This window comes from Pseudoxanthomonas sp. Soil82, from assembly GCF_040446535.1.
Taxonomy (GTDB): domain Bacteria; phylum Pseudomonadota; class Gammaproteobacteria; order Xanthomonadales; family Xanthomonadaceae; genus Pseudoxanthomonas; species Pseudoxanthomonas kaohsiungensis.
Genome location: NZ_JBEAAK010000002.1, coordinates 192,094 through 211,510, shown reverse-complemented (window position 1 = coordinate 211,510; position 19,417 = coordinate 192,094). Strand labels below are relative to the sequence as shown.

The window sequence follows — 19,417 nt, the reverse complement described above, 5'->3', positions numbered from 1 at the left end:
GCCGGGCATCAGCCCGCGGCCGGTTCGTTGGCGGCATCGCCGTCGTCGAACTCGCTGTGGAACTGCAGCGGTTCGTTGGTGTTGCCGATCGCCAGCGACTTGACGTAGATCGGCGCCAGCGGGGCGTCCTGGACGATGTCCAGCAGCTGCTCCTTGGCCAGTTCCAGCAGCGCCAGGAAGGTGACCAGCACGCCGAGCTTGCCTTCCTCGGGGGAGAACAGCGCCTCGAAGCGGTGGAAGCGGCCGTCGTCCAGGCGCTGCAGCACGTCGCCCATGCGCTGGCGCACGCTCAGCGCCTCGCGCTTGATGTGGTGGCCGCTGAACAGCTCGGCGCGCTTGAGCACGTCGTGCAGGGCCAGCAGCATCTCGCGCAGGTCCACCGGGGGCGGCAGGCGGACCACCGCCCGGTCCGGCACGAACGCCTGCACCGGGGTGGTGTCGCGGTCCTGGCGGGGCAGGGCGTCGATGTCCTCGGCCGCCTGCTTGAAGCGCTCGTACTCCTGCAACCGGCGGACCAGTTCGGCGCGCGGGTCGGCTTCCTCGCCGTCCTCGCTCACCGGCCGCGGCAGCAGCATCCGCGACTTGATCTCGGCCAGGATCGCGGCCATGAGCAGGTACTCGGCCGCCAGCTCGAAGCGCAGCTCGCGCATGACGTTGATGTAGTCCACGTACTGCCGGGTGATCTCGGCGACGGGGATGTCCAGGATGTCGAGGTTCTGCCGGCGGATCAGGTACAGCAGCAGGTCCAGCGGGCCTTCGAAGGCATCGAGGATGACCTCCAGCGCGTCCGGCGGGATGTACAGGTCCTGCGGGATCTGCAGCAGCGGCTGGCCATGGACCATCGCCAGCGGCATTTCCTGCTGCTGCGGGTTCGAGGTCGCCTGCACTGTCAAGGTCGCGTCTTGCGCGGGTTCGGAACTCATCTGCTCGAAAGCCATGCCCGGGACGGGGCGCACCGGGACGTGCCCGCGGGCGGGAACGTGGTGCCACCTGCTGGAGGCGGACGTCGCCGGGTCAACGGGACGGGCGCCGCTACATGCACATCAAATACGGGCGCGGCACCGCGGGGGAGGCGGCGGCCGACAGCCGGGAGGTCGTCTGCGTGTGGCGGGGTGGGGCAGCGATCGGTCGCCGTGGGTGGCTGGCACCCTCTTGGCGGGGTGTCCGGCGGGGTTCCCTTGCCGGCGGGCCGCTGCTTCCGGCCAACGTGTGAAGCAAGGGTAAGCGCTGGCGCACGCGGCTGTCCAGCGGCCCGGGGACATGCGGGATGCGCGGACGGTCGCCGTACAGGCAAGCCGACCGGCCACCCGCCGAACTGGACCGGACATCGACGACCCGTCCGTGAGGGGCGAACGCATGGCCCGTCCACGTCCCGCGCGGCCAGGCTGGCGGCCGTACGTGGATAGCATCGGGATTTGTGCAGCGCAACATGAAGCATGTCAGGTATCGTATTGATCCAAGGGATATTCCCGCGCGCGTTGCGGGCTTTCAAGTCGGGTTGAAAACGATTACAGTGCCGCAGCCGGTCGCCTCCCTGCGATCGGGAGGGAGCGGGATGGGGCGTCAGGCGGTCACGATCCGCGATGTCGCGCGCGAGGCCAATGTCTCCGTGGCGACCGTGTCGCGTGCCCTCAACGGGCACAGCAACGTCGCCGAGCCGGTGCGCCGGCAGGTGCTGGAGGTGGCCAACCGGCTGCGCTACAGCCCCCACGCCGCCGCGCGCAGCCTCAGCAGCCGCAGTACCCAGACCGTCGGCGTGGTCCTGCCGGACGTGCATGGCGAGTTCTTCTCCGAGCTGATCCGCGGCATCGACTCGCTGGCGCGCACCTCCGGCCGCCACCTGCTGCTGTCGAGTTACCACGGCGATCCCGAAGAGCAGGCCGCCGCGCTTCGCGCGATGCGCGGCCGCGTGGACGGACTGCTGGTGATGTCGCCCTACGCCGGGCAACCGGGCTTCCTCGCCGAGAACCTGCCGCAACTGCCGGTGGTGCTGATCAACACGCAACAGGACGCGCCCGCCTGGCCGGTGTTCGAGGTCGACAACCATGCCGGCGCGCTGGCGATGACCCGCCACCTGCTCTCGCTCGGCCACCGCCACCTCGCCTTCGTCGGCGGGCCGGAACACAACCATGATGCGCGCGAGCGCCTGCGCGGCTTCCGCGATGCGATCGCGGCGCAGGAAGGGGTACGCGGCAGCGAATTCGACGGCGAGTTCGACGAGGCCTCGGGCCATCGCGCCGGCGGGCAGATCCTGGCGCTGGCGCAGCGGCCGGACGCCGTGTTCGCGGCCAACGACATGATGGCGCTGGGCTGCCTGTACGCGTTCGCGCAGGCAGGGCTCGCGGTACCGGACGACATCGCGCTGGCGGGGTTCGACGACATCCCGCTCGCGCGTTTCGTTCACCCTTCGTTGACCACGATGCGGGTGAGTATCGCCGAACTCGGCGCCAGTGCGCTCAAGCGCCTGCTGGTGCAGATCGACGCCGACGAAGCGGCGGCAGCCGAGCGCCACGTGCTGACGCCCGAGCTGGTCGTGCGCCAGTCGAGCGGCGGGAGGGCGGCAACCGCGCCCGCCAGGAAGAAACGTTCGGACGGATAACCAGAAAAACGCTCGAAGCCGAGCACCCACGCTGCATCGTCCTGGGAGGGAAGATCGATGAAAGGCAACTACAAGGGCGCACCCGCGCGCAGCCTGCTGGCCATGGCGCTGGCAGGCGGCCTGGCGCTGGGCGCGGCGCCGGCGATGGCGCAGAGCACCGGCGCCACCATCCGCGGCCAGGTGATGGCCGATTCCGCACCGGCGGCCAACGCCCAGGTGATCGTCGTCAACCCGGCCACGGGACTGCGCAGGACCGTGCAGGCGTCGGAGGACGGCCGCTACGCGGTCGCCGGCCTGCCACCGGGCACCTACCGCATCGAAGTGCAGTCGGGCGGGCAGACCACCACCCGCGAGCTGACGGTGCAGGTCGGCCAGACTGCCACCCTGGACCTGGGCGTGGGCGGGGTGGCCGAAACCGCAACGACGGGCGAGGCGACCACGCTGGACGCGGTGCAGGTGGTCGGCGCGGCGGTGGAGACGCGCACCTCGGAGGTGGCCACCTACATCAGCAACAAGCAGATCGAGGCGTTGCCGCAGAACAGCCGCAACTTCCTGGCGTTCGCCGATACGGTGCCCGGCGTGCAATTCATCACCGACGCCAGCGGCAACACCCGGCTGCGCTCGGGCGCGCAGAGCGCCAACGCGGTCAACGTGTTCATCGATGGCGTGGGCCAGAAGAACTACGTCACCACCGGCGGCATCAGCGGCCAGGACACCAGCCGCGGCAATCCGTTCCCGCAGTCGGCGATCGGCGAGTACAAGGTCATCACCCAGAACTACAAGGCCGAGTACGACCAGCTCAGCAGCGCGGCGGTCGTGGCCGCGACCCGTTCGGGCAGCAACGAGTTCCAGGGCAGCTTCTTCTGGGACTACACGATGACCGACTGGCGCGCGGCCACCGACTTCGAGAAGCGGCCCGGCGCCACCAAGGCCGAGAGCAAGCAGGAGCAGTACGGCGTGTCCTTCGGCGGGCCGATTGTGCAGGACCGCGCACACTTCTTCCTGGCCTACGAGGCCAAGGAGTTCAGCACCCCCAAGACCTTCCGGATCGGCGGCGGCTACGACGTCGGCGACCTGCCGCCGGAGTTGCAGGCGCAGTTCGGGTCGGGCACCTATACGTCGCCGTTCAAGGAGGACCTGTACTTCGGCAAGATCGACTGGCTGGTGGGCGAGAACCATTACTTCGAACTGACCGGCAAGTACCGCGACGAAAGCGAGACCATCCAGGTGGGCGACGAGCGCCTGCCGCCGGCGGGCACCTACAACACCAACGATGAGACGCGAGTGGACCTGCGCTACCAGCTGACGGCGGGCGACTGGCTCAACGACGCGCACATCACCTACGAGGACGCTTTCTGGAGTCCGGAGCCGGCCAACTTCATCCCGGGCTACTACCTGGTCACGGGCAATGGCGGGACCTCGCGCGACGGCACCCTCATCGTCCGCAGCGGCGGTGGCGACAATTACCAGGACAAGGGCCAGAAGGGCTGGTCGATCCAGGACGACCTGACCTTCACCGGCATCAGCGGCCACACCATCAAGATGGGCGTGAAGTACAAGCGCGTCGACCTGGAAACGCTGGAGCAGAACCGGTACAACCCGCAGTTCTTCTATGACGTCAACGAGAGCCTGACGGTCCCGGTCCGGGTGCAGTTCGGTGCGCCGGTGGCCGGCTTCGGCGACGGAACGGCGAGCTCGGACAACAGCCAGTTCGGGATCTACATCCAGGACGACTGGGAGGTCAACGACCACCTGACCCTGAACCTGGGCGTGCGCTGGGACGTGGAAAGCACGCCGGCGTACGAGGATTACGTCACCCCGGCCGAGGTGGTCACGGCGCTGCAGAATTCGAACACCAACCTGCCCAATTCCGGCGTCGACATCAACGACTACATCAGCACCGGCGGCAACCGCGACCCGGACCGCAACAACTGGGCCCCGCGCTTCGGTTTCTCCTACGACCTCAACGCCGACCAGCGCCACGTGATCTTCGGCGGCGCCGGCAGGTCCTACGACCGCAACCTGTTCGACTACCTGCAGAACGAGATCTCCAAGGCCAGCTGGGGCCAGTACGTCTACGACTTCAACACCGCGCTGCATCCCTGCGACACGGCCACCAGCGCGCCCTGCCGCGAATGGGATCCGCGCTACCTCGACCCGGACTACCTGCGCAGCACCAGCGTCAGCGGCGCCGGCCGCGAGGTGTTCCTGATGGACAACAACCTCGTGGTGCCGTACTCGGACCAGTTCGGCCTGGGCATGCGCAACGCGTTCGAAGTCCTCGGGCATGACTGGCAGACCGAGGTGATGTATTCCTACGTGCGCAGCCACGACGGCATCGCGTTCCTGCTCGGCAACCGTCGCCCGGATGGGCTGTTCTTCCCGCCGACGCCGCCGGACGCGACCGATCCGCCGCCGTGGGGGCAGGGCTTCGCGCCGTTCTCGAACCTGATCCTGGGACAGAACGCGCTGGAGACGAAGACCAACTCGGTGTACCTCAAGCTCGAGAAGCCGTATACCCGGGCGTCCGGCTGGGCGGCGACTTTCGCCTATACCTACACCGACTCCGAGCAGAACAGTCCGATCGACGGGTTCCCCGGTGCGTTCAACGCCGAGCGGATCGAAGACTACGGCTGGTTCCCGGGCAAGGTCCCCAAGAACCGGGTCGTGGCCTCCGGCATCTGGGATGGTCCGTGGGACCTGACCTTCTCCGGCAAGGGCGTGTGGTCCGACGCGACGCCGCGCTACTACCAGAACTGCAACGTCTCGGCCTGGGCCTACTGCTATTTCGACAGCTACACGCCCGACGACGACTTCAAGCAGGTCGACGTGGCGGTCGAGAAGGTGTTCGATACCGGCAGCAACGTGGCGCTGCGGCTGCGCTTCGACGTGCTCAACATTTTCGACTGGACCAACTATTCCGGTTACGAAGACTGGCGCGGCGGTGCGGGCGAGCCGCAGAATCCGCTGTGGGGCACGCCGAACGCCATCGCGTTGCCGACGCGTACCTTCAAGCTGTCGATCGGTATCGACTGGTGAGGTCACGACGGCCTGCCGGGTCACCTCTCCCGCCAGGCAGGCCCGTCGCGCTTCACCCCGCCCGTGCGCCGGCAGGCGCCGGGCGGGGGCGGGGCGGGCAAATCCAACGGGGCGGGAAACAGGGGAGCATGGCGTGAGCGGGCGGCAGCTGAAGATCGGGGTACTGGTGGCGGTGGCGGTCTGGCTGCTGGCCGCGTGCGGCCAGGAGCCGCCGCCCCCGCCGCCGGAGCCGGCCGCGCCCAAGCCCGATGTCGTGCTGATCGAGCCCGTGCTGCCGGAGCGGCCGCCGCGGCCCGAGTTGCCGCCGCTGTTCCGCGACATCGAGAAGCGCACCTTCCAGTTCTTCTGGGACACGACCAACGAACGCAACGGCCTGACGCCCGACCGCTACCCGTCGCGTCCGTTCGCCAGCGTCGCCTCGATCGGCTATGCGCTGACGGCCTATCCGATCGGCATCGAGAACGGCTGGGTCAGCCGGACCCAGGCCGTGGACCGCACCCTGACCACCCTGCGCTTCCTGCGCGACATCCCGCAGGGACCGCAGCGGACCGGCAAGGGCGGCTACAAGGGCTTCTACTACCATTTCCTGGACATGCAGCAGGGCCATCGCTACGACAGCTGGGTGGAGCTGTCCAGCGTCGACACGGCGCTGCTGATGATGGGCGTGCTCTTCGCGCAGGCGTATTACGACAGCGACGATCCGCGCGAGCGGGAGATCCGGCGCATCGCCGACCAGCTCTACCGCAAGGTGGACTGGACCTGGCTGCAGCAGCGCGAACCGCTGATTTCGATGGGCTGGTTCCCGGAGAGCGGCTTCATCGTCCATGACTGGATGGGCTACAACGAGGCCATGCTGCTCTACGTGCTGGCGCTCGGCTCGCCGACCCACCCCGTGAGCCCGGACGCGTGGACCGTGTGGACGCGCACCTACGACCATGACTGGGGCGTTTACTACGGCCAGGAGTACCTGTCGTTCGGGCCGCTGTTCGGCCACCAGTACAGCCATGTCTGGATCGACTACCGGGACATCCAGGACCAGTACATGCGCGAGCGCGGGATCGACTACTTCCTCAACAGCCGCCGCGCGGCGCTGGCCCACCGCGAGTACGCGATCGCCAATCCGATGAAGTGGAAGGACTACGGCGAGAACGTCTGGGGCCTGACCGCCAGCGACGGCCCGCAGAATACCCGCCAGATCTACCGCGGCGAAGAGCGGGAGTTCCGCCATTATTCCTCGCGTGGCGCCGGGCTGCGCGAGAACTTCGACGACGGCACGATCGCGCCGACCGCGGCGATCTCCTCGATCGTGTTCGCGCCCGAGGTGGTGATCCCGGCCACCGAGGAGATGCACCGTCGCTACGGCGACTACCTGTACTCGAGCTACGGATTCCTCGATTCGTTCAATCCCAGCTTCGACTTCGAAATTCCGCTCAAGACCGGCCGCCTGGTGCCGGGCAAGGGCTGGGTGGCCAGCGACTACATCGGCATCGACCAGGGGCCGATCCTGGCGATGATCGCCAACTACCGCAACGAGTTCGTCTGGACCGTGATGAAGAAGAGCCCGTACATCCGCAAGGGCCTGGAGCAGGCCGGGTTCCGCGGGGGCTGGCTCACCCCGGAGGAGGAAGCCGGGCAGGGCGGGTCGTCCGTGCCGGGCGCCGGCGACGCGCGCGCGCTGGGCATGGCCGAGTCGCGCGCCGCGGCCGCCGAGGCACAGGCCAAGCAGGAGCAGCCCGCCAGCAACCGGGCGCAGCCACCCCCGTGAGCGCGAGGCGACGCTGGCGATGGGCGTCCGCCTGCGCGGTCGCCTCTCTGGTCGTGCTGTTGTCCGCCTGCACGCGCGACCGGCAGGAGCCACTGCGCTTCTGGGCCATGGGCCGCGAAGCGGAAGTGGTCGCCGAACTGATTCCGGAGTTCGAGCGCGAGACCGGCATCGAGGTCGAGATCCAGCAGATCCCGTGGACCGCGGCGCACGAGAAGCTGCTGACCGCCTTCGCCGCGCAGGCGCTGCCCGATGTGTGCCAGCTCGGCAACACCTGGCTGCCGGAGTTCGCCGCGCTGGGCGTGCTCGAGCCGCTGCAGCCTTTCGTCGATGCCTCCAGCGTGGTCGACCCGGACGACTTCTTCCCGGGCATCTGGGACACCAGCGTGATCGACGGCCAGCTGCTGGGCATCCCCTGGTACGTGGACACGCGCCTGCTGTTCTACCGCAAGGACCTGCTGCGCGAGGCCGGCGTGCAGCGGCCGCCCCGGACCTGGGCCGAATGGGAGCAGGCCATGGCCGCGGTCAAGGGCCACGTCGGGCCGGACCGCTACGCGATCCTGATGCCGCTCAACGAATTCGAGCAGCAGCTGTCCTTCGCCCTGCAGCAGGACGATCCGCTGCTGCGCGACCACGGCACGCGCGGCAACTTCCAGAGCCCCGGCTTCCGCCGCGCGCTGGCGTTCTACGCCAACATGTTCGAGCAGGGCTGGGCGCCGAAGATGTCCGAAACCCAGATCTCCAACGTCTGGGACGAGTTCTTCAACGGGTTCTATGCCTTCTACCTGTCCGGTCCCTGGAACATCCGCGAGTTCCGCAAGCGCCAGCCGCCGGGGCTGGAAGGACAGTGGGGCACGATGCCCTTGCCGGGTCCCGACGGCCCCGGCGCGGGCATCGCCGGCGGCACCAGCCTGGTAATCTTCCGCGATTCGCCGCGGCAGCAGCAGGCCTGGAAGCTGATCGAGTTCCTGTCCCGGCCGGACATCCAGCAGCGTTTCCACGCGATGATCGGGGACCTGCCGCCCCGGCGCAGCACCTGGGAGCATCCGGCGCTGGCGCAGGACGAGTTCGCCCGTGCCTTCCGCGACCAGCTCGAGCGGGTCAAGCCCACGCCGAAGGTGCTGGAGTGGGAGCGGATCGTGCAGGAGATGCGCATCGCCACCGAGCGGGTGGTGCGTGGCGGACAGCCGCAGGACCAGGCGCTGGCGGAACTGGACCGGCGGGTCGACGCGATCCTCGAGAAGCGGCGCTGGATGTACGAGCGCGACCATGCCGATGCCGCGGCGGAGCAGGCCCCATGAAGCGCTCGCTCGCAGGATGGATGTTCGCCGGGCCGGCGCTGCTGGTGATCGGCGTGTTCTTCGGCCTGCCGGTGCTGTCGGCGCTGGCCCTGAGCCTGACCGACTTCGACCTCTACGCCCTGGCGGACCGAAGCAACCTGCGCTTCATCGGCCTGGACAACTACCTGGAGTTGCTGCGCACGCCGATGTTCTGGAAGTCGCTCTGGAACACCACCTACTTCGTGGTGGTCGGCGTGCCGCTGTCGATCGCCGTGTCGCTGGGCGCGGCGCTGCTGCTCAACGCGCCGGCGGCGCGGTTCAAGGCGCTGTACCGCACCGCCCTGTTCGCGCCGGTGGTGACCACCCTGGTCGCGGTTGCGGTGATCTGGCGCTACCTGTTCCATACCAGTTACGGGCTGGTGAACTGGGCGCTGGGCCACGTGGGCATCTCGCCGGTGGACTGGCTGGGCGACCCGCGCTGGGCCATGCCGACCATCATCCTGTTCGCGGTGTGGAAGAACTTCGGCTACAACATGGTGATCTTCCTGGCCGGGCTGCAGGCGATTCCGCAGGACCTCTACGAGGCGGCGCGCATCGACGGCGCCTCGCGCTGGCAGCAATTCCTGCACATCACCCTGCCGCAGCTCGGCCCGGTACTGCTGGTGGTCGGGGTGATCACGGTGTCGGGTTACTTCCAGCTGTTCGCCGAGCCCTACGTGATGACCCGCGGCGACCCGCTGCAGAGCACGGTCAGCGTGCTGTACTTCATGTTCGAGGAAGGCTTCAAATGGTGGAACCTGGGCCGCGCCTCGGCGGTGGCGTTCCTGCTGTTCCTGATCATCCTGGGCGTGACCACGGCCATGCTGCGCTTCGGTCGGCGCAAGGAGCTGGTATGAGGCGGTGGGCGCGGGAGGAGGGGCGATGAGCGCGCAGGTCGGGCAGTCGCGTTGGCACGGGCTGCTGGTCAACGCGGCGTTGCTGGCGATGGCGCTGGTCAGCATCGCGCCGCTGCTGTGGATGATGTCGGTATCGTTCATGCCCGCTGGCGAGGCCAGCCGCTTCCCGCCGCCCCTGCTGCCATCCGCGCTGAGCCTGGACAACTACCGCGAGATGTTCGGGCGCACCGGCATGGCACGCAACTTCGCCAACAGCGTACTGGTGTCGGTGGCGATCACCCTCGGTTCCCTGCTGTTCAACACCCTGGCCGGCTATGCGTTCGCCAAGCTGCGCTTCGCCGGACGCGAACGGGTATTCCAGCTGCTGCTGGCCGCGCTGGTGATCCCGGCGCAGGTGGCGATGCTGCCGCTGTTCCTGCTGATGAAGCAGCTCGGCCTGGTCAACAGCTACGCCGGCGTGGTGGTGCCGGCGCTAGCCGGCGTGTTCGGCATCTTCCTGGTGCGCCAGTACGCGCGTTCGATCCCGGACGAGCTGCTGGAGGCGGCACGGATCGACGGCGCGGGGGAGTGGCGGATCTTCTTCCAGATCGTACTGCCGATGCTCAAGCCGGTGTTGGTGACGCTGGCGATCTTCACCTTCATGGCCGCCTGGAACGATTTCATGTGGCCGCTGATCGTGCTGACCGACCAGGAGCACTACACGTTGCCGGTCGCGCTGGCCTCGCTGTCGCGCGAGCACATCATGGACGTGGAGATGATGATGGCCGGCGCGGTGGTCACGGTGATCCCGGTGCTGCTGCTGTTCCTGCTGCTGCAGCGTTACTACATCCAGGGCCTGTTGCTCGGGAGCGTGAAGGGGTGAGGTGGTAGTGATGGTGATGGATCAGCTGGTGGGTCTGGTGCGTGCGTGCGTGCGTCGTCGCGAGGCCGACGCGATACCCCGCGCCGGGACACGCCGTGAACCCATCCATGGGGGCTCGATGGCGCCATCCATGGCGCCAACGGTCCCGCCCCGGGGCATCGCGCCGGCCTTCCGATCCTGGCGGTATGCTGAGGGCAGAAGCACCTGCATGCCGCGACCGGGTCGATACCCTGCTCTTCGAGAATCCGGTGAAGTGGCTGTCAGGGGAGCCGAGGGTACTGTCGCTTTCGCGTTTGCCACCAGCTCGCTGCCCACGCTGGCAGGCGAGGCCTGTGCCCCCTTGGCGAAACCGTCGGCGCCATGGATGGCGCCGTCGAGCCTCCATGGATGGATTTACGGCGTGTTTCGCCAAGGGGGCACAGGCCTGGCCCCTCGGCACGCATGCGCGGTCGGTCTTGCATTGACCCTGGTCGCCGGTGTGGCAAACGCCCAGCCGCGTCTGCTCGACGATTTCGAAGACACTTCGCCGTGGCGCGTGGTCACTTCCAACCAAGTCAGCGGCACGCTCCGGCAGGTGGACGGTGTGGACGGCAAGGCGCTGTGCCTGGACTACGACTTCAACGGGGTGTCGGGCTACGCCGGCATCCAGCGCGACCTGCCGCTGGAGTATCCGGAGAATTTCCGCTTCGCCTTCCGGCTGCGCGGCGATTCGCCGGCCAACGACCTGCAGTTCAAGCTGGTCGATGCCAGCGGCGACAACGTGTGGTGGGTGAACCGGCCCAAGTACGAGTTCCCGCGCGACTGGAGCGAAGTGCGATATCGCCAGCGGCACATCTCCAAGGCCTGGGGTCCGGACGCGGACAAGGTCCTGCGCCGCAGCGCGAAGATCGAGTTCACCATCTACAACAACGCGGGCGGTGCCGGCTCGGTGTGCTTCGACGGGCTGACCTTCGAGTCGCTGCCGGTGGACCCCCCGGCGCCACCCCGGGCCGTGGCGGCGGAAGCCACCGCTTCGCGTGGTACCGCGGCGCTGGCGATAGACGGCGACCTGTCCACCGCCTGGCGGGCCAGCGGCAGGCAACGCCTGGTGCTGGACCTGGGCCAGGTGCGCGAGTTCGGCGGCCTGCGCCTGCACTGGTCGGCTGCCGAACGGCGGCCGACGCGTTATGCCGTGCTGCTGGACGATCCGCGCGAGGGCTGGCGCGAAGTGCGGCGCGTGGACGAGGGGCGCGGCGACACCGACTGGTTGGCCCTGCCCGAAGCCGAGTCGCGTCGGATCGCGCTGGACTTCGATGGTGGAGGTTATGCGCTGGCCGAGGCGCAGGTGCAGCCGCTGTCGTTCTCCGCCCATCCGAACGATTTCATCAAGGCCGTGGCGGCCGACCTGCCGCGCGGCTGGTTGCCGCGGGGCTTCAGTGGCGAGCAGCCCTACTGGACCATCGTCGGCATCGATGGCGGCCACGAGCAGGGCCTGATCGGCGAGGACGGCGCGGTCGAGGTATCGCGCGGTGGTTTCAGCGTCGAGCCGTTCCTGCTCGAGGATGGCCAGTTGCGCAGCTGGGCCGATGTGCGCACCGGGCAGGGCCTGCGTCCGGGCGGCATTCCGATGCCGAACGTGAGCTGGACCGCCGGGGACGCATCCGGCGATGCGCCTGCGCCGTTGCTGGATGTGCTCGCCTTCGCCCAGGGCACGCCGGGGAATTCGCAGCTGGTGATGCGCTATCGACTGGAGAACCCCAGCGACCGACCGCGCGAGGTTACCCTGGCGCTGGCCGTGCGGCCGCTGCAGGTCAATCCGCCCAGCCAGTTCCTCAACACCGTGGGTGGGGTGAGCCGGATCGAACAGCTTGCGCTGGAGGGAAGCACGGTCGTGGTGGACGGCAGGCCACGGGTGTTCGCCGTGGCCGAACCGGACGCGGCGTTCGCCACGCCATTCGATGCCGGGCTCGAGGTGATGCGCCTGGCGGGGGGCGATGTCCCCGCAACGCGTTCGGTCGTCGATCCGACCGGACTGGCTTCGGGCATGTTGTTGTATCGCGTGCGCCTGACGCCGGGTGAAACGCGTGATATCGCGCTGGTGGCGCCGCTGGACGGGCCGGCACGGATGCCGGAGGGGTTCGACCTGGCCGCGGCCGAGCAGGCCGCGCAGGCGCGATGGCAGGACCTGCTCGGCCAGGTGCGTTTGCGCCTGCCGCCGCAGGCGCAGGCGTTCTCCGACACGGTGCATACCGCGCTGGCGCACATGCTGGTCTCGAGGATCGGTCCGCGCCTGCAGCCGGGGACGCGTTCGTATTCGCGCAGCTGGATCCGCGACGGGGCGATGATTTCCGAAGGTTTGCTGCGCCTGGGCCGGCCCGAGGTGGTGCGCGACTACCTGGAGTGGTACGCGCCGTACCAGTTCGACAACGGCAAGGTGCCGTGCTGCGTCGACGACCGCGGCAGCGACCCGGTGCCCGAGAACGACAGCCATGGCGAGCTGATCTTCAACATCGCCGAGTACTGGCGCTACACCGGCGACCGCGCCTTCCTGGAGACGATGTGGCCGCACGTGGCCGGCGCGTTCGGCTACATGGAGCAATTGCGCGCCAGCGAGCGTACCGTGGCGAACCGGGCGCTGGATCCGGCGTTCTACGGGATGATGCCGGCGTCGATCAGCCATGAGGGCTACTCGGCCAAGCCGATGCATTCGTACTGGGACAACTTCTGGGCCTTGCGCGGTTACAAGGACGCGGTGGAGATCGCACGGGCGCTGGGTAGGGACGAGGACGCGCGGCGGATGGCCCGGGCGCGCGACCAGTTCCGCGCGGACCTGGCGGCCTCGCTGCGCGCGGCGACCCGCCGCCACGGCATCGACTACCTGCCCGGCGCGGCCGAACTGGGCGACTTCGACCCGACCTCGACCACGATCGCGCTGGCACCGGGCGGGGAGCAGGACTGGCTGCCGCGCGACCTGCTGGAGAACACCTTCGAGCGCTACTGGCGCGAGTTCGTCCAGCGCCGCGACGGCCAGCGCGAATGGAAGGACTACACCCCGTACGAATGGCGCAACGTGGCCGCGTTCGTGCGCCTGGGCTGGCGCGAGCGTGCCTGGGAGGCGACGGAGTACTTCTTCAGGGATCGCGCGCCGGCCGACTGGAACCAGTGGGCCGAGGTGGTCTCGCGCACGCCGCGCAAGCCGTTCTTCGTCGGCGACCTGCCTCATGCGTGGGTGGCTTCGGACTTCCTGCGCTCGGCGCTGGACATGTTCGCCTATACCCGCGAACGCGACGACAGCCTGGTGCTGGCCGCTGGCGTGCCGCTGGACTGGCTGGACGGCGAGGGCGTCGCGATCGAAGGGCTGTACACGCCGCACGGGCGACTGGGCTACTCGCTGCGGCGTAGCGATGGGCAGTTGCAGCTGGACGTGGCCGCCGAGGCAGGCCTGCCGCCGGGCGGGCTGGTGCTGGCCTGGCCGTACCCGGGCACGCCGGGAGCGACCACCATCGACGGCGAGCCGGCGCAGTGGCGCGACGGCGAGCTGCGCATAGCCCGGCCCGGTGCAAGCGTGCGCGTCGCCGCGCCCTGACCGCGGCGGCGCGCCGCGTCCGTGGCGGATGCGGTCGGCCTGGAATCGGGTTTGGATCGGGTGCAGGCGAACGGAGCCGGACCATGTCGCGTACCACCATCACGTTGTGGGCATGTCCGCTGGCGATCGCGCTGGTGATGGGGGTGGCCGTGCACCTGGCATGGTGGTTGTCGCTGCAAGGTGGGCACGTCGAGGCCTGCAATCCCTATTGGGATGGTTGTACCTCGATCAGCCGCGCGGCCCGGCACGGGCTGGGCAACCACCTGTTCCGACTGTTGATGCTTCCGTGCGCGGTGCTGGTGGCGATCCACTGGTGGCTGGCTTCGTGCTGGCTCGAGGCCAAGGGCATGGCGTCACGCACGCTGGCCATGCTCGGGCTGGCCTGCGCGCTGGCGCTGGGCGTGTACGCGACATTCCTGGGCACCGAGGGCGTCGCCTACGGCTTCCTGCGCCGCTATGGGATCACCGTGTTCTTCGGCTGTGGCTTCCTTGCCCAGCTGGTGTTCCTGCGGCGCTGGCGCAACGGCGCGATGACCGGCATAGCGTTGCGGCAGTGGCAGGCCATGGCCGCGATCTGCGTCGCGATGCTGCTGCTGGGGGTGGGCAACGTGCTCGGCGATGCGCTGCTGCAGGATCGCGCGCGCCAGGACCGGCTGGAGAATGCACTGGAGTGGCAGTTGGGGCTGCTGCTGGCCGCGTGGTACGTGGTGCAGGCCTGGTGCTGGCGCCATGAACGCCTGCACCTGTCGTTCGAGGCTGCGTAGAGCGGGCTTGCCCCGCCTGCGCCGTTGGCGATCGATGGCCGGGAAGCGGGGCAAGCCCCGCTCTACGAGGCGCGCAGCGCCCTCAGCGCGCGCGCACGCCGGCGACGATCGCCGCGGCCTTGGCGGCGCTGGCCTCGACCTTGTCCCACTCGCCGGCCTTGAGCCAGTTCTTCGGCACCATCCACGAGCCACCGATGCACACCACGTTCGGCTGCGACAGGAATTCGGCCGCCGTATCCTCGGTGATGCCGCCGGTGGGACAGATCTTCAGGTCGGCCATCGGGCCGGCCAGGCCCTTGAGCATGGCCAGGCCGCCGACCGCGGTGGCCGGGAACAGCTTGCACACGCGGAAGCCGCGCGCCATCAGCGAAAGGAACTCGGTCGGCGTCGCGCCGCCGGGAACCACCGGGATCGGCGCCCGCGACAGCGCATCGGCCAGCTCCGCGGGCGTACCCGGGGTGACCAGGAAGTCGGCGCCCAGCTCGATGCACTTCTGCATCTGCTCGATCGTCAGCACCGTGCCCATGCCGACCGCGATGCCGGGCAGTTCCTTCTTCAGCGCGACCAGCGCATCGAGCGCGGCCGGCGTGCGCAGGGTCAGTTCGATCGCCGTCAGGCCGCCCTTGAGCAGCGCGGCCGACAGCCTGCGCGCCTCGTCCACGCTGTCGGCGGTGACCACCGGCAGGATGCCGGACTTGCGCAGCAGCTGTTCGGCCTGGGCCTGGGTATCGGCGATGCTCATGGGGTGCGGGGTCCGTGCGTGTTCGTGCGGACAGCGATTCTAACCGGAGCGCCCGCGCGCCAACGCTTCGGTTGCCGATGCATCCAATCTGTCCATCCGCCGAGAGCCGGACTTTGCGTAGAGCTGGGGCTTGCCCCCGCCGTGCCTTCCCCGCACGGCTTTTCGTAGAGCGGGGCTCGCCCCGCTGCACTTTCCCTCGCCCGGTCGGAAGCAGCGGGGCAAGCCCCGCCCTACGACAAGCGGGTCGCAAGCCGCGGCGCCGGTGTGCGGCCGGCTCAGGCGTCCTTGGCCTCGTGCGGGGCGAGCGCCGCGTCGGCATCGCAGCCGAGCTCGTATTCGGCGTCGTAGTCCCAGGCGCTGCCATCGTGCGCCGGCGGTCCGCAGGATATCGACAGCGCGCCCTGGTCGGCCGGACCGACCAGCGCACGGCTGTTGGCGAACAGGTTGCGGCCGAGGTCGTGCAGCGCGGGGCTGGTGTTGGCGGCGACTTCGCGGGCCGCGAACTCGGCCGCGTCGACCAGCACTTCCAGCGTACCGGCCTCGCTGTCCAGGCGAACGATGTCGCCGTCGCGGACCTTGCCGATCGCACCGCCACGCGCGGCTTCGGGCGTGACGTGGATCGCCGCGGGGATCTTGCCCGAGGCACCGGACAGACGGCCGTCGGTGACCAGCGCCACCTTGCGGCCCTGGTTCTGCAGCATGCCCAGCAACGGGGCGAGCGAGTGCAGCTCCGGCATGCCGTTGGCGCGCGGGCCCTGGTAGGTCACCACCGCGACGAAATCCCGTGGCAACACGCCGGCGGCATGCAGCTTGTTGAGCTTCTGCGGCGCGTCGACCACCACCGCCTGCGCTTCGATATAGCGGTACTCGGGCTTGACCGCGGACAGCTTGATCAGGCCGCGCCCGATATTGCCACGCAGCAGGCGCAGGCCGCCCTGGGCTTCGAACGGCGCGGCCGCAGTGCGCACGACCGATTCGTCGCCGGAAGCGGCCGGTGCGGGCACCGAGGTGAGCACGCCGCCTTCCAGGCGCGGTTCGCGGGTGAACGCACGCATCCCCTCGGGCACGACGGTGGTCAGGTCGTGCATCAGTCCGGCATCGAGCAGTTCGCGGAACACGAACGGCACGCCGCCGGCGGCCTGGAAGCGGTTCACGTCCGCCTCGCCGTTGGGATAGACGCGCGCCAGCAGCGGCACCACCTGCGAGAGCTGGTCCATGTCGTCCCAGGTCAGGGCCACGCCGGCGGCGCGCGCCACGGCGATCCAGTGGATGGTGTGGTTGGTCGAGCCACCGGTGGCCATCAGCGCGACCACCGCGTTGACGATGGCGCGCTCGTCGATCAACCGGCCCAGCGGGCGGTAGTCGTCGCCCAGCGCGGTCATCTTCAGCACTCGGTGGACGGCTTCGTCGTCGAGCGCGGTGCGCAGCGGCGTGCCCGGGTTGATGAAGGAACTGCCCGGCAGCTGCACGCCCATCGCCTCGAGCAGCACCTGGTTGGAATTGGCGGTGCCGTAGAAGGTGCAGGTGCCGGCCGAGTGGTAGGACTGCGCCTCGACCTCGAGCAGCTCCTCGCGGGTGGCTTCGCCGGCGGCGTAGCGCTCGCGCACCTCGGCCTTCTTCTTGTTGGGGATGCCGGCGGGCATCGGCCCGGCCGGCACGAACAGCGCCGGCAGGTGGCCGAAGGCCAGCGCGCCGATCAGCAGGCCCGGCACGATCTTGTCGCAGATGCCGAGGTAAAGCGCGGCGTCGAACGCGTCGTGGCTCAGGCCGATCGCGGCGGCCTGGGCGATCACGTCGCGCGAGAACAACGACAGCTCCATGCCGCCGCGGCCCTGGGTGACGCCGTCGCACATCGCCGGCACGCCGCCGGCGACCTGCGCGGTCGCGCCCAGGCTGCGGGCGAGGGCACGGATGCGCTCGGGGTAGTGCTCGTACGGCTGGTGCGCCGAGAGCATGTCGTTGTAGGCGGTGATGATGCCGAGGTTGGGCGTCGCGTCGGCGCGCAGGCGCGCCTTGTCGGTGTCGCCGCAGGCGGCGAACACGTGGGCCAGGTTGGCGCAGCTCAGCGGCGTGCGGTTGGGCCCGTTGCGGACCGCCTGGTCGATGCCGGCCAGGTAGGCCGCACGCGAGGGGGCACTGCGCTTGACGATGCGCGCGGTGATGGCTTCGATCTTCGGATGCAGGCTCATGTCTTCACTCGCACCAGTGCACGCGCACCGGTTCCAGGCCGATCCCCAGTGCCGCGCGGATCGGAAGTTCGCGCACGTCGTCGCCTTGCAGCGCGCGCAGGAATACCTCGCGCTTGGTCTCGCCGCGCAACAGCAGGAGCCGGTGGCGGGTACGCGCCAGGCCGGCCGGGGTCAGGGTGATGCGCAAGGGCCAGTCGCCGGCGACCGGGCAGCCGCTGGCGTCCAGCGCCGCGTACGGCAGCGGGCTGGCCAGGGCGCGGTCGAGGTCGGCCGAGCCGGGGAACAGCGAGGCGGTGTGGCCGTCGTTGCCCATGCCGAGCACGGCCACGCAGGCTTCCTGGGCGTGTTCGGCCTCGACGTTGGCGGCGTGGACCGACTCGGCCAGGGTCAGGCCTTCGCGGACCAGCGGCTCGAAGCGGCCGACGTCGGCGCGGTCGAGCAGGCTCTCGCGTACCAGGCGCGCATTGCTGGCGCTGTCCTGCGGCGAAAGCCAGCGCTCGTCGACCAGGCCGACGGTGATCTTCGACCAGTCCAGCGGCGCGACGGCCAGCTGTGCATAGGCCGGGGCCGGCGTGGTGCCGCCGGAGAGCAGCATGCGCGCCCGGCCGCGGATCGCCAGCTCGACCGCGAGCATGCGTTCCATGTCGGCGACGATGCCGTGGATCCAGGTTTCCGGATCGCCGTGCTCGATCCATTCCACGCGCGAGTCGCGCACGGGCGGGTTGCGCTTCATGCGGCCTCCCGGCGAAGCAGGTCGACCGCATAGGCGGCTGCGCCGAGCAGGCCGGCGCGCGGATGGACCACGGCCAGCGACGGCACCCGGGCCATCGTCGGCGAGAAGCGCCCCTTGTATTCGAAGCGCTGGCGGAAGCCGCTGTGGCGCAGGGAGTCGAGCATTTTCGGCACCAGGCCGCCGGTCAGGAACACGCCATCCCAGGCGCCCAGGGTGAGCACCAGGTCGCCGGCGATGGCGCCGAACACCGCGCAGAACACGTCGACCGCGCGCATCCCCAGGGCATCGCCCTGGGCGGCGCGTGCGGTGATGTCCTTGGGCTCCAGCAGGCCCGGGTCGAGGCCGGCGAGCTCGCACAGGGCGCGGTGGATGTTGACCAGGCCCGGACCGCAGATCAGCCGCTCGTTGGACACACGGCCGAATTGCGCCGACAGGATCTCCAGGATCCGGATCTCCTCCGGCGTGCCCGGCGGGAAGCTCACGTGGCCGCCTTCGGTCTCAAGCGGGTAGCAGCGGCCGTCGCGGACCACCAGGCCGCCCACGCCCAGGCCGGTGCCCGGGCCCAGCACCGCATAGGTGCGTGGCTGGTCGGCCGGCGCCGGGTTCCAGGCCACGCCGCCGATGGCGACCAGGTCTTCGGGCCGGTACAGGCTGATGGCCATCGCCTGCGCGGCGAAGTCGTTGAGCAGGTGCACCTGGTCGAAGCCGAGCATCTCGCGGGTGCGGCTGCGCGAGATCACCCAGGGATGGTTGGTGATGCGGGCCTCGTCGCCATCGACGCGGCCGGCGACCGCGAACACGCCGCGGTCGGCGTGCGCGCCGGCCTGGTCCAGGTAGTGGCGCGCGGCGTCCGCCAGCGACGGGAAGTCGGCGACCGCGAACTCGCGCACGCTGTCGTCGAGCAGCGGCGTCGCCGCGTGCGGGTCGGCCAGGGCGAAGCGGGCATTGGTACCGCCGATGTCGGCGATCAGCAGCGTGGCGGACAT

General features: G+C 69.4%; 13 protein-coding genes. 8 read left to right on the top strand and 5 right to left on the bottom strand.

Annotated elements, in window-relative coordinates:
- Nucleotides 1-8: 8 nt before the first annotated feature.
- Nucleotides 9-923, bottom strand: a complete 915-nt coding sequence (locus ABKA19_RS06410) for a segregation and condensation protein A (protein ID WP_162375725.1) — start codon at nucleotides 921-923, stop codon at nucleotides 9-11.
- Between the two features lie 632 nt (nucleotides 924-1,555).
- Here ABKA19_RS06410 and ABKA19_RS06405 point away from each other — a divergent pair.
- The 8 genes from ABKA19_RS06405 to ABKA19_RS06370 all read left to right on the top strand — a co-directional run bounded on the left by ABKA19_RS06405 (nucleotide 1,556) and on the right by ABKA19_RS06370 (nucleotide 14,767).
- Nucleotides 1,556-2,599 carry a LacI family DNA-binding transcriptional regulator gene (locus ABKA19_RS06405; RefSeq protein WP_353688206.1) on the top strand — a complete coding sequence of 348 codons (1,044 nt, stop codon included), beginning with the start codon at nucleotides 1,556-1,558 and terminating at the stop codon, nucleotides 2,597-2,599.
- A gap of 57 nt (nucleotides 2,600-2,656) precedes the next feature.
- Nucleotides 2,657-5,638 (top strand): TonB-dependent receptor, encoded by a 2,982-nt coding sequence (locus tag ABKA19_RS06400; RefSeq protein WP_353688205.1) that lies wholly within the window; start codon nucleotides 2,657-2,659, stop codon nucleotides 5,636-5,638.
- 133 nt (nucleotides 5,639-5,771) lie between these two features.
- Nucleotides 5,772-7,403: a glucoamylase family protein gene (locus tag ABKA19_RS06395; RefSeq protein WP_374321013.1), complete on the top strand. Its 1,632-nt coding sequence runs from the start codon at nucleotides 5,772-5,774 to the stop codon at nucleotides 7,401-7,403.
- Nucleotides 7,404-7,450: 47 nt separating this feature from the next.
- A complete protein-coding gene (locus ABKA19_RS06390) occupies nucleotides 7,451-8,701 on the top strand; it encodes a sugar ABC transporter substrate-binding protein (protein ID WP_353688597.1) in 1,251 nt (416 codons plus the stop codon).
- Nucleotides 8,698-9,576, top strand: a complete 879-nt coding sequence (locus tag ABKA19_RS06385) for a carbohydrate ABC transporter permease (RefSeq protein ID WP_162375722.1) — start codon at nucleotides 8,698-8,700, stop codon at nucleotides 9,574-9,576. The genes ABKA19_RS06390 and ABKA19_RS06385 overlap by 4 nt, the downstream gene beginning before the upstream one ends.
- A 25-nt stretch (nucleotides 9,577-9,601) precedes the next feature.
- Nucleotides 9,602-10,438, top strand: a complete 837-nt coding sequence (locus ABKA19_RS06380) for a carbohydrate ABC transporter permease (protein WP_353688204.1) — start codon at nucleotides 9,602-9,604, stop codon at nucleotides 10,436-10,438.
- A gap of 478 nt (nucleotides 10,439-10,916) precedes the next feature.
- Entirely contained in the window at nucleotides 10,917-14,003 is a 3,087-nt protein-coding gene (locus ABKA19_RS06375) for a discoidin domain-containing protein (RefSeq protein ID WP_353688203.1), read from the top strand.
- Nucleotides 14,004-14,086: 83 nt separating this feature from the next.
- The gene (locus ABKA19_RS06370; protein WP_353688202.1) at nucleotides 14,087-14,767 is read left to right on the top strand and encodes a hypothetical protein; all 681 of its coding nucleotides are present in this window, start codon (nucleotides 14,087-14,089) and stop codon (nucleotides 14,765-14,767) included.
- 82 nt (nucleotides 14,768-14,849) lie between these two features.
- Here ABKA19_RS06370 and eda read toward each other — a convergent pair whose 3' ends face one another.
- From eda to glk, 4 genes are all read right to left on the bottom strand, one after another.
- Nucleotides 14,850-15,509: a bifunctional 4-hydroxy-2-oxoglutarate aldolase/2-dehydro-3-deoxy-phosphogluconate aldolase gene (gene eda / locus ABKA19_RS06365; RefSeq protein ID WP_353688201.1), complete on the bottom strand. Its 660-nt coding sequence runs from the start codon at nucleotides 15,507-15,509 to the stop codon at nucleotides 14,850-14,852.
- 275 nt (nucleotides 15,510-15,784) lie between these two features.
- Complete coding sequence (gene edd / locus ABKA19_RS06360) at nucleotides 15,785-17,698, bottom strand: phosphogluconate dehydratase (RefSeq protein ID WP_353688200.1); 1,914 nt, start codon at nucleotides 17,696-17,698, stop codon at nucleotides 15,785-15,787.
- Nucleotides 17,699-17,702: 4 nt separating this feature from the next.
- Complete coding sequence (gene pgl / locus ABKA19_RS06355) at nucleotides 17,703-18,431, bottom strand: 6-phosphogluconolactonase (protein ID WP_353688199.1); 729 nt, start codon at nucleotides 18,429-18,431, stop codon at nucleotides 17,703-17,705.
- Nucleotides 18,428-19,417 (bottom strand): glucokinase, encoded by a 990-nt coding sequence (gene glk, locus ABKA19_RS06350; protein ID WP_162375715.1) that lies wholly within the window; start codon nucleotides 19,415-19,417, stop codon nucleotides 18,428-18,430. The genes pgl and glk overlap by 4 nt, the downstream gene beginning before the upstream one ends.

What these genes read in the sequence shown, in the direction of transcription:
- ABKA19_RS06370 (WP_353688202.1), top strand. Translation starts at nt 14,087, where the DNA reads ATGTCGCGTACCACCATCACGTTGTGGGCATGTCCGCTGGCGATCGCG.
- ABKA19_RS06380 (WP_353688204.1), top strand. Translation starts at nt 9,602, where the DNA reads ATGAGCGCGCAGGTCGGGCAGTCGCGTTGGCACGGGCTGCTGGTCAAC.
- edd (WP_353688200.1), bottom strand. Translation starts at nt 17,698, where the DNA reads ATGAGCCTGCATCCGAAGATCGAAGCCATCACCGCGCGCATCGTCAAG.
- ABKA19_RS06400 (WP_353688205.1), top strand. Translation starts at nt 2,657, where the DNA reads ATGAAAGGCAACTACAAGGGCGCACCCGCGCGCAGCCTGCTGGCCATG.
- glk (WP_162375715.1), bottom strand. Translation starts at nt 19,417, where the DNA reads ATGTCCGCCACGCTGCTGATCGCCGACATCGGCGGTACCAATGCCCGC.
- eda (WP_353688201.1), bottom strand. Translation starts at nt 15,509, where the DNA reads ATGAGCATCGCCGATACCCAGGCCCAGGCCGAACAGCTGCTGCGCAAG.
- pgl (WP_353688199.1), bottom strand. Translation starts at nt 18,431, where the DNA reads ATGAAGCGCAACCCGCCCGTGCGCGACTCGCGCGTGGAATGGATCGAG.
- ABKA19_RS06405 (WP_353688206.1), top strand. Translation starts at nt 1,556, where the DNA reads ATGGGGCGTCAGGCGGTCACGATCCGCGATGTCGCGCGCGAGGCCAAT.
- ABKA19_RS06385 (WP_162375722.1), top strand. Translation starts at nt 8,698, where the DNA reads ATGAAGCGCTCGCTCGCAGGATGGATGTTCGCCGGGCCGGCGCTGCTG.
- ABKA19_RS06410 (WP_162375725.1), bottom strand. Translation starts at nt 923, where the DNA reads ATGAGTTCCGAACCCGCGCAAGACGCGACCTTGACAGTGCAGGCGACC.